General features: G+C 70.9%; 11 protein-coding genes. 7 read left to right on the plus strand and 4 right to left on the minus strand.

Annotation, left to right across the window (positions count from 1 at the left end):
* The first annotated feature begins 232 nt into the window (after nt 1-232).
* Both ACIQPQ_RS11560 and ACIQPQ_RS11565 read left to right on the plus strand, forming a co-directional pair.
* A complete protein-coding gene (locus ACIQPQ_RS11560; protein ID WP_401302647.1) occupies nt 233-703 on the plus strand; it encodes a DUF5709 domain-containing protein in 471 nt (156 codons plus the stop codon).
* A gap of 66 nt (nt 704-769) precedes the next feature.
* Nucleotides 770-1024, plus strand: coding sequence for a type B 50S ribosomal protein L31 (locus ACIQPQ_RS11565; protein ID WP_401302649.1), 255 nt, complete (start codon nt 770-772; stop codon nt 1022-1024).
* A 56-nt stretch (nt 1025-1080) separates the two neighbouring features.
* Here the strand turns inward: ACIQPQ_RS11565 and ACIQPQ_RS11570 are convergent, their stop codons facing one another.
* Nucleotides 1081-1875, minus strand: a complete 795-nt coding sequence (locus ACIQPQ_RS11570) for a metal-dependent hydrolase (RefSeq protein ID WP_401302651.1) — start codon at nt 1873-1875, stop codon at nt 1081-1083.
* A 145-nt stretch (nt 1876-2020) separates the two neighbouring features.
* Between ACIQPQ_RS11570 and ACIQPQ_RS11575 the strand changes: the two genes are divergently transcribed.
* On the plus strand, nt 2021-4534 hold the full coding sequence (locus ACIQPQ_RS11575) for a DEAD/DEAH box helicase (RefSeq protein WP_401302653.1): 2514 nt from the start codon (nt 2021-2023) through the stop codon (nt 4532-4534).
* A 31-nt stretch (nt 4535-4565) separates the two neighbouring features.
* The gene (locus ACIQPQ_RS11580) at nt 4566-5459 is read left to right on the plus strand and encodes an acyl-CoA thioesterase (RefSeq protein WP_401302655.1); all 894 of its coding nucleotides are present in this window, start codon (nt 4566-4568) and stop codon (nt 5457-5459) included.
* Between the two features lie 90 nt (nt 5460-5549).
* On the opposite strand, the gene ACIQPQ_RS11585 is transcribed toward ACIQPQ_RS11580, so the two are convergent.
* Together ACIQPQ_RS11585 and ACIQPQ_RS11590 are read right to left on the minus strand one after the other, a co-directional pair.
* Nucleotides 5550-6491, minus strand: a complete 942-nt coding sequence (locus tag ACIQPQ_RS11585) for a DUF6397 family protein (RefSeq protein ID WP_401302656.1) — start codon at nt 6489-6491, stop codon at nt 5550-5552.
* A gap of 127 nt (nt 6492-6618) precedes the next feature.
* A complete protein-coding gene (locus tag ACIQPQ_RS11590; RefSeq protein ID WP_383779867.1) occupies nt 6619-7032 on the minus strand; it encodes a roadblock/LC7 domain-containing protein in 414 nt (137 codons plus the stop codon).
* Nucleotides 7033-7139: 107 nt separating this feature from the next.
* Here ACIQPQ_RS11590 and ACIQPQ_RS11595 point away from each other — a divergent pair, with 107 nt between their 5' ends.
* The 3 genes from ACIQPQ_RS11595 to ACIQPQ_RS11605 all read left to right on the plus strand — a co-directional run bounded on the left by ACIQPQ_RS11595 (nt 7140) and on the right by ACIQPQ_RS11605 (nt 9436).
* Nucleotides 7140-7568 carry a PPOX class F420-dependent oxidoreductase gene (locus ACIQPQ_RS11595; RefSeq protein WP_401302658.1) on the plus strand — a complete coding sequence of 143 codons (429 nt, stop codon included), beginning with the start codon at nt 7140-7142 and terminating at the stop codon, nt 7566-7568.
* 145 nt (nt 7569-7713) lie between these two features.
* A complete protein-coding gene (locus tag ACIQPQ_RS11600; RefSeq protein WP_401302660.1) occupies nt 7714-8313 on the plus strand; it encodes a class I SAM-dependent methyltransferase in 600 nt (199 codons plus the stop codon).
* 229 nt (nt 8314-8542) lie between these two features.
* On the plus strand, nt 8543-9436 hold the full coding sequence (locus ACIQPQ_RS11605; protein WP_401302662.1) for a hypothetical protein: 894 nt from the start codon (nt 8543-8545) through the stop codon (nt 9434-9436).
* An 82-nt stretch (nt 9437-9518) separates the two neighbouring features.
* Here ACIQPQ_RS11605 and ACIQPQ_RS11610 read toward each other — a convergent pair whose 3' ends face one another.
* The gene (locus tag ACIQPQ_RS11610; RefSeq protein ID WP_383779879.1) at nt 9519-9701 is read right to left on the minus strand and encodes a hypothetical protein; all 183 of its coding nucleotides are present in this window, start codon (nt 9699-9701) and stop codon (nt 9519-9521) included.
* Nucleotides 9702-9898 lie beyond the last annotated feature (197 nt).

Raw genomic sequence — 9898 nt, forward strand, 5'->3', positions numbered from 1 at the left:
GGTCGTCGTGACGGCCTCCTGAGGACACCCGGGGCACCGCGGCCACCGGCAGCCCCGGCCGCCACCGGACGCTCTGCCGTTGCGCACCCCCGAATCGGGGTGGAACGCTGGAGAGCGGCACCCGCGTGGACGGGCCTCCCGGTCCGCTCCGTGTTCCGCCGGTGCCCCGTGTGACGGTGTTCCCCCGCCGACCACGCGGTGCGGACGGGATCGTCACCCTCTGGAGGTAGTCGTGGACAGCGCCGACGGATGGGGAGACGACGTCTACCAGCCCGACGGATCGGAGATCCAGAAGGACTCGGGTCTGCTCGACGCCGAGGACACCCTGGAGAACGACGGCGTCGGTGATCCCCTCGACCGTGGTTGGTCGCCGCCTGAGCGGCCGTGGGCCGTGGAGCACTCCGGTGTGACGGCGGCGGAGCGTCACGCGGGCGAGACGCTGGACCAGCGGCTCGCGGAGGAGGTCCCCGACCTCGCGACACCGGACGGGGACGGTCTCGGCGACAGCGAGGGCACCGACGGGGAACTCCTCGACGACGAGGTCGGCACCCTCCGTTCGGGCCGCCTGGTGGCACCGGACGAGGGGGCCCACGAGGACGAGGAGAGCGCCCTCGTCGCCACCGATGTCGGCATCGACGGCGCCGCCGCCTCCGCGGAGGAGGCCGCGATGCACATCGTGGACGAGGACCATCTGTCCGGCTGACCCGCCCGTCCCCCGCCCGGCAGACCCACGGCCGCCGTTCCCGCATCCCCACCACGAGGAGCAGGTATGCAGCAGGACAAGCAGCCCGACTACCACCCGGTCGTCTTCCGCGACCGCACCGCCGGCTTCGCCTTCCTCACCCGCTCCACCGCGGCCAGCGATCAGACCATCGAGTGGGACGACGGCGAGACGTACCCGGTGGTCGATGTGGAGATCTCCTCGGAGAGCCACCCCTTCTACACCGGCAAGGCCCGGACCGTGGACACGGAGGGACGCGTCGCCCGCTTCGAGCGGCGCTACGGCGGGGACGACGCGACCTGACCGCCGGGCGCCGTCCCGAATGACCGGAGAGGCCAGCGAGACCGGGCGCGCGGGGGTCAGATGTAGTTGAGGGCCGCTGCGCCGCCCACCCCGCCGAGCACCATGAACGCCGGCATGAGCACCTTCAGCTCGACCCAGCTGCCCGCCCGGAAACGCAGGACCTTGGGCGGACCGAGCGGATACCAGCGCTTCCGCCCGATGGGGATCGGCCACAGGACCGGGCAGCCGGAGACGGTCAGCGCGTCGCCGATGTCGTGAACCAGTGCGCCCAGCACGATCGGGAGGCCCAGCCACAGGTACTCCTGGCCGGGGTCGGTGAAGAGCCAGTCCGATCCGTTGCCCGGCTTGTCCAGCACCCCCGCGATGATCCAGGCGCTGGTCGCCGCCAGCAGCCAGACCAGGACGTCGCTGCTGGAGCCGCGCGCCGCCCGCCACAGCAGTCCCTCGATCGCCAGCACCATGTGGGCGAAGAGGATCGCCAGCACCGCCCAGCGGCCTCCGGTGATCGCCAGGACGGAGGCTCCCCCACCGATCATGACCGCCCACAGCCACGTATGGGTCAGCGTGCGGTGGCCGCCGGAACGACGCGGGTCGCCCTGCTTCCTGGTGGCCTTGTAGACGGCGTAGGAGAGCTTGTCCACGATCTCGCACAGCCAGCGCGAGAGCGGGCCGAAGGCACGGGAGATGGTGGCGGCCTTGTGGTCGAGGTCCGGGGCCAGTGCGGCGCCGGCGCAGATCAGGGCGCCGGCCAGCAGGACCGGCCAGGGCATGGTGTGGCCCGCGGCGGCGGCCGCGGCACCGACGCCGAGCCAGGCGGCGGCGCCCGACAGTGAGTGTGCTGGTCCCATCATGGCCGTTCCCCGCCCCATTCCTCGTGTGCCGCTGTCCAGTTGACCGGGTGCGATGACGCTCCGTCGGCGACACAGCGTAGCTCCCGCGATCTTGGGTCCGGCATCCGATTCCCCCCTCGGGCGCGGGGACAGGCAAGATGGGGGCGTGACCCTCATCGATCAGTTGCCGCCGACCGCAGATCCCGACGCCCTCTACGAGGCTTTCGAGTCCTGGGCCCAGGAGCGCGGTCTGACGCTCTACTCCCACCAGGAGGAGGCGCTGATCGAGGCGGTGTCCGGCGCGAACGTGATCGTGTCGACGCCGACCGGCTCCGGCAAGAGCATGATCGCGGCAGGTGCGCACTTCGCCGCTCTCGCCCGTGACGAGGTCACCTTCTACACGGCGCCGATCAAGGCCCTGGTCTCGGAGAAGTTCTTCGAACTGTGCAAGATCTTCGGCACCGAGAACGTCGGCATGCTGACCGGTGACGCCTCGGTCAACGCCGACGCGCCCGTCATCTGCTGCACGGCCGAAGTGCTCGCCTCGATCGCGTTGCGCGACGGCAGGCAGGCGGACGTCGGCCAGGTCGTCATGGACGAGTTCCACTTCTACGCGGAGGGCGACCGGGGCTGGGCCTGGCAGATCCCGATCCTGGAGCTGCCGCAGGCGCAGTTCGTCCTCATGTCGGCCACCCTCGGTGACGTGTCCTTCTTCGAGAAGGACCTCGCCCGCCGGACCGGCCGGCCCACGGCGGTGGTCCGCTCCGCGACCCGTCCGGTGCCCCTCTCCTACGAGTACCGCTACACGCCCCTCACCGAGACGCTCACCGACCTGCTCGACACGCGGCAGGCGCCGGTCTACATCGTGCACTTCACCCAGGCGCAGGCGGTGGAACGGGCGCAGGCACTGATGAGCATCAACATGTGCTCGCGCGAGGAGAAGGAGCGGATCGCGGAACTCATCGGCAACTTCCGCTTCACCACGAAGTTCGGCCGCAACCTCTCCCGCTACGTCCGCCACGGCATCGGTGTGCACCACGCGGGCATGCTGCCCAAGTACCGGCGTCTGGTGGAGAAGCTTGCCCAGGCGGGCCTGCTGAAGGTGATCTGCGGCACCGACACCCTCGGCGTCGGCGTCAACGTGCCCATCCGCACGGTGCTGTTCACCGCGCTGACGAAGTACGACGGCAACCGGGTGCGGACGCTGCGCGCGCGGGAGTTCCACCAGATCGCGGGGCGGGCCGGTCGGGCCGGGTTCGACACGGCCGGTCTGGTGGTCGCCCAGGCGCCGGAGCACGTCATCGAGAACGAGAAGGCGTTGGCGAAGGCGGGCGACGATCCGAAGAAGCGCCGCAAGGTGGTGCGGAAGAAGGCGCCGGAGGGCTTCGTCGGCTGGACGGAGAACACCTTCGACAAGCTGATCGACTCCGAGCCGGAGCCGCTGGCGTCCCGGTTCCGGGTGACGCACACGATGCTGCTGTCGGTGATCGCCCGGCCGGGCAACGCCTTCGAGGCGATGCGCCATCTGCTGGAGGACAACCACGAGCCGCGCAAGCAGCAACTGCGGCACATCCGCAGGGCGATCGCGATCTACCGTTCCCTCCTGGACGGCGGCATCGTCGAGAAGCTCGACGCGCCGGACGCCACCGGGCGTATCGTCCGCCTCACCGTGGACCTCCAGCAGGACTTCGCGCTGAACCAGCCGCTGTCCACGTTCGCGCTCGCCGCGTTCGAGCTGCTGGACCCGGAGTCGCCGTCGTACGCCCTCGACATGGTCTCCGTCGTGGAGTCCACGCTCGACGACCCGCGGCAGATCCTGGCCGCCCAGCAGAACAAGGCGCGCGGCGAGGCGGTCGCCGCGATGAAGGCCGACGGCGTCGAGTACGAGGAACGCATGGAGCGTCTCCAGGACGTCACCTACCCGAAGCCGCTGGAGGAACTGCTCTTCCACGCCTACGACACCTACCGCAAGAGCCATCCGTGGGTCGGCGACCACCCGCTGTCGCCGAAGTCGGTCATCCGTGACATGTACGAGCGGGCGATGTCGTTCACCGAGTTGGTCTCGCACTACGAGCTGGCCCGCACCGAGGGCATCGTGCTGCGCTACCTGGCCAGCGCCTACAAGGCCCTGGATCACACGGTGCCGGACGACCTCAAGTCGGAGGATCTCCAGGACCTGATCGAGTGGCTGGGCGAGATGGTGCGTCAGGTCGACTCCAGTCTGCTGGACGAGTGGGAGCAGTTGGCCAACCCCGAGGAGATGACCGCGGAGGAGGCGCAGGAGAAGGCCGATGAGGTCAAGCCGGTCACCCGCAACGCGCGAGCCTTCCGCGTCCTGGTCCGCAATGCGATGTTCCGCCGTGTCGAACTCGCCGCCCTCGATCACGTCGACCAGCTCGGCGAGCTGGACGGCGAGGCGGGCTGGGACGCCGACGCCTGGGGTGAGGCCATGGACAAGTACTGGGACGAGTACGACGATCTCGGCACCGGTCCGGATGCCCGCGGCCCCAAGCTGCTGGTCATCCAGGAGGAGCCGCAGAACGCGCTGTGGCGCGTCCGTCAGATCTTCGACGACCCGAACGACGATCACGACTGGGGCATCAGCGCGGAGGTCGATCTCACGGCCTCCGACGCCGAGGGCCGTGCGGTCGTCCGCGTCACGGACGTCGGTCAGCTCTGAGCACAGCACGAGGCACAGGAGAAGCGCCCCGATGAACAACCCGACGAACGAGGCGAGTCCGCCGAACCCGGCCGAGCGGCTCGTGGACCTGCTCGATCTGGAGCAGATCGAGGTCAACATCTTCCGCGGCCGCAGCCCGCACGAGTCGATCCAGCGGGTCTTCGGCGGGCAGGTGGCCGGCCAGGCGCTGGTCGCGGCCGGTCGGACGACGGAGGGCGACCGGCCCGTGCACTCGCTGCACGCGTACTTCCTGCGTCCGGGGCGGCCGGGCGTGCCGATCGTGTACCAGGTGGAGCGGGTGCGGGACGGGCGGTCGTTCACGACCCGCCGGGTCACCGCCGTGCAGCAGGGACGCACGATCTTCAATCTCACCGCCTCCTTTCACAAGCCCGAGGAAGGTCCCTTCGAGCACCAGTTGCCGCCCGCCCGCGAAGTCCCGGACCCGGAGTCGCTGCCGACGGTGGTGGATGAGATCCGGCAGCATCTGGGAACGCTGCCGGAGCAGTTGGAGCGGATGGCACGGCGTCAGCCGTTCGACATCCGGTACGCCGACGGGCTGCGCTGGACGCCCGAGGACGTCAAGGAGGCCGAGCCGCGCAGCGCGGTGTGGATGCGTGCGGTCGGTCCGTTGGGCGACGATCCGCTGGTGCACACCTGCGCGCTGACGTACGCCAGTGACATGACTCTTCTGGACGCCGTCCGGCTGCCGGTGGAGCCGTTGTGGGGTCAGCGGAACTTCGACATGGCGTCGCTCGACCACGCCATGTGGTTCCACCGGCCGTTCCGGGCGGACGAGTGGTTCCTGTACGACCAGGAGTCACCTATCGCGACGGGGGGTCGGGGTCTGGCCCGCGGCCGGATCTACGACCTGGAGGGACGCCTGTTGGTGTCGGTCGTCCAGGAAGGGCTGTTCCGCAAGCTCTGACTCCCGAGCGAGCGGGCCCCGTGCGCACACGGCCGGATGGGCGGTGAACGCGGGGGCGGGGGCGGCGGTCGGCCTGGGTCGCGCCCGGCTTCATGCCCTTCTGCGCAGGAGCAGGCGATCGAGCAGACGGCGCTTCGCCGGCCTCGGCTCTTCGGCGTCCGGCGAAGGTTGGGCGGCCTGTTCCGAGTCCCTGACCGGGACGGGCAGGACAAGGTTCGCGACGGGGCTGGAGGACGGGGGTGCACTGTCTGCCGGGCGTGGCGCAGGCTGCCGGAGGCGGGCCTCTTCCAGCGTCTGCGTCAGGTCGGCGCGGAGCCAGGCGATCTCGTCCGGGGCGTCCGCCGTCATGAGCCCCTGGACGAGATCGGCCGCGGGTGTGCCGGGGGCGGCGTGCGTCGGTGGGCCGGGCCGGAAGCGGTTCAAGTGGGCCCGTTCCCAGGGGTCATGGACGATCTCCGCGATCTGGGCCGCGTCGAGCAGAGCGGCGACGGCACCCGCCCGCTGCCAGGGCCCCTCGGCCCGACGCAGCAGGAACCCGAGGTGCCGTCCGCGCCAGTTGCGGGCCCGCAGATCCAGACCGGCGGCCAGTCGGTGCGTGACGTCCGCCGGAGCCCGCCCCGTCAGCAGGGGCGCGTTCGCCTCGTCGGCAGCGAACTGCCTTAGTTCGTCTGCCAGATACAGCCAGACGACGGCGCGGTAGCGATTCAGGTAGAAGGTCACTGGGACGACGAGACCCAGCCGGGCGAGGCGGGTGAAGCGGCTCGGGGGCACCCCCATGACGGCGGCCGCGTCACCGGTGCCGACTGCCTCGACGCTGCCCCGCAGGGTGGCGGGGAAGCCGGGCGACGATCGCAGCCGTTCGATCTCCGCGCGCGGAACCCGTCGACCGCCGCCGCCTTCGTCGGGCACGGTCCTGATGCGTCCCAGGTGCACGGCCAGGTCGAACTGGGTGCGCTTCAGGCCCAGTTCGCGGGCCGCGCGGACACAGGTGACAGAGTGGGCGTACGGGTGTGCCAGGGTGTTGCCGGACATGGTCGTCTCCCCCGTGGAGTGAGGGGCCCCGCGCCGATCGCGATGACCTCGGACACGACCGTAGCCCTCTTCGCGCACATCGTGGCGGGCCTGTGGATAACTCCGCCAGGGTGAGGAAACGTGCAGCTCAAAGCTCCGTGAGCGGGTCGGCGTTGGGCAGGCGGGCGTCCACGGTGAGGTGCTCGCCCACCCGGTTGACCAGCAGGGCCATCTCGTACGCTATCTGCCCCATGTCGGCCTCGGCGGCGCTCAGTACGCACAGACAGCTGCCGGTGCCCGCCGCGGTGACGAAGAGCATCGCGTCGTCGAACTCGACCATCGTCTGGCGGACCTGTCCCGCGCGGAAGTGACGGCCCGAGCCCTTGGCGAGGCTGTGAAGACCTGAGGAGACGGCGGCGAGATGTTCGGCGTCCTCCCGGCGTAATCCCGTGCTCGCGCCCGACACCAGCCCGTCGTTGGAGAGGACCAGCGCGTGCCGCACCTGACCCACCCGCTCCGTGAGGTCGTCCAGCAGCCAACCCAGGGTCTGCTTCTGCGCCATGGTCCTTCTCCCCGTGTCATGTTCTCCGTGTGTTGCTCCCGCCCGACCGGCGGGTCTCTCGGCAAGCCTTCCCCACCGGCGGGCCGCCGGGCAAGGAGGATGGGGGCATGGCACAGAAGATGACCGACGAGGAATGGCGGGCGTTCGCCTCGCAGGGCACCCGCACCGGAAAGCTGTCGACAGTACGAGCCGACGGAAGCCCGCACGTGGCGCCGATCTGGTTCGTGATCGACGGTGACGACCTGGTGTTCAACACCGGCAAGGAGTCTGTGAAGGGACACAACCTGGCCCGCGACGGCCGTGTCGCCCTCTGTGTGGACGACGAACGGCCGCCGTTCTCCTTCGTCGTGATCCAGGGCCGGGCACAGCTCTCGGAGGATCTCGACGAGATCCGCCACTGGGCCACCCGCATCGCGGCCCGGTACATGGGCGAGGAACAGGCCGAGGCATTCGGGAACCGCAACGCCGTTCCGGGCGAACTCCTCGTCCGCGTCGAGATCGACAAGGTCGTGGCCCTGAAGTCCCTCACCGGCTGAGACGGCGGACCGGCCGCTGCGCGGTGGAGCCGCGTGACACAGCCGGGCCGCACGGGCGTAACCCGGTCGGGCTGTGCGACTCCGCCCGACCGGATGCCCCGCACAACGGCGCCTTCTCCACGGCGGGTACGGAATCATGCGGGACATGAACGACGACGCCGCACAGGTCCGGGAGTTCTTCACCGCACGCGCGAAGGACTGGGACCGCAGGTTCCCCGACGACGGCCCCGCGTACGCGGCGGCCGTCGCCCGGCTCGCACTGCGCGACGGCGACCGGGTGCTCGACGCGGGCTGCGGCACCGGACGGGCCCTGCCGCCCCTGCGTGCCGCCGTCGGCCCCACGGGCACGGTGCTCGGCGCCGACCTCACCCCGGCCATGCTGGCCGAGGCCGCACGGGCCGGCCGGGACCGTGACGGGCGGCTGCTGCTCGCCGACGTGGCCGCGCTTCCGCTGCGCGCCGGATCACTCGACGCGGTGTTCGCGGCGGGACTCGTGGCGCACCTTCCGAAGCCGTCGGACGACCTCGGGGAGCTGGCACGCGTCGTGCGCGTCGGCGGCACCCTGGCTCTCTTCCATCCCCTCGGCCGGGCGGCACTCGCCGCCCGGCAGGGCCGCACCCTGACCCCGCACGATCTGCGGGCCGAGCCCAACGTGCGCCCGCTGCTCACCGGCGCGGGCTGGCGGATGACGTCGTACGAGGACGAGCCCAGCCATTTCCTGGTGCTGGCCGTACGCGAGCGCTGACAGATGTCGGGCCGGGGTGGCTGGAGGGCCGGCCGCGATCGACCGGCGGGACCGGCCGATGCGCGGGCACGGGCCGGGCCGCTCCGGTGTGAGACTCCCGACCGCCACGAGGCGATTCGCCCCTGTCCGGACGGAAAACAGCAGCTCCGGTACTGTCGGGGAGTCGTGACAAGGGCCTTCCCGCCGCACTAGGGTGCGCGCCGATGGACGAAGTGATGGGGAGGCTGGGATGGCCGGGACGGACGAGAACGCCGTCGCCGCCGAGGACGACGCGCTCTACGTGCTCACGGCGGTGCTGCTGACGCCGGCGAAGTTCCCGAGTGTGCTGGGCGACGACTATCCGGAAGCCTGTGCTGCGCTCGACCTTGCGCCGCTGACCGACGGGTACGGCCTGGTGCTGGGCCAGGACGGTGAGGGCGCGCGCTGGACGGTCGTCATCGACGACGTGTCCCTGGTCGCGGTCGCGATCGCGTCCTGGGACTGCGGCATGGAGTACGACCTGTCGCCCGACGACCGGACGATGATCGCCGCCCTGCCGGGCTGGCCCCTGGCGGTGGCCGTCGCCGCACCCGGGATACCCGCTCCGCACGACCCCGAGCCGGAAGCCGGGGACCGTCCCCCGCTCTCCCCGCCGGACACCACCACCTGGGGCCCCGCTCAGCGGCGCCTCGGAGCCGACGAGATCGCCCTCCAGTGGGCACAGTGGCGTGACCAGATCGACGACTCGGAGTTCTCGGCACCGTCCGGGGACACCGCCAGCGCGGAGAAGACCACCGGCACGGAGGCCGCCGCGCCGGACGCCACCGCTGCCACCGCAGCCACCGCAGCCACCGAGAAGGAGTCCCCGACGAAGGGGCACAGCGGTGTCCGGCGTGTCCTGGCCGAGGTGCGCGGCTACGTGGATGCCCCGCCCCCGCTCGGGCGGGTGCGCTCGTCGTTCGCGGCGGGCGACGCGCGTACGCTGCGGGCCGATGGCCCCGGATGGTCGCTGGTGGCCCGTACCGACGACATCGCCTTCGTCCTGCTCGACGAGGCACCCGGCGAGGTGCTGCCCGTGGGACGCGGACCGGAACTTCCGGGTCTGCTGGAAGCGCTCGACAAGATGGCCGTCCGGCCGCTGTGATCCGCCCGGCGGGGGCCGGTGCGCCCCCCGCCGACGCCTCGGCACGACGGCGCGCTCGTCGTGCGGTTCCTCGCGGGAACCGTCAGCGGCCCAGTTCCTTGCGGGTGACCCGGCGCAGTCTCCGGCGCTGCGCGGGGTCCAGCGTGAGGTACGCCGCCGCCGGAACTCCCACCACGATCAGCAGGGCGGCCCACCAGGGCAGCCAGATCAGCAGCAGGAGCCCTACCGCGACACCTCCTACGGCGATCTTCGTGTTTCTCGACATGTGCGTCGCCTCCTCCGCGGCCCTCGCCGCTCTCTGCAAGGAAAACGGGTCCGAGCGGCGCACGGTTCCAGCCGACACCCCTGAGACTCCCCTGACATCCATCCCTTAGACCGTGTCCTACGTGGTGAGGCGGATGAGTCGTTTGTAGCAGCAGAGGGCGGCGGCTAGGCCGAGAAATGCCAGGTAGTTGCGGGGGT

Origin of the sequence: Streptomyces sp. NPDC091281 (assembly GCF_044757425.1) — a bacterium.
Lineage (GTDB): Bacteria > Actinomycetota > Actinomycetes > Streptomycetales > Streptomycetaceae > Streptomyces.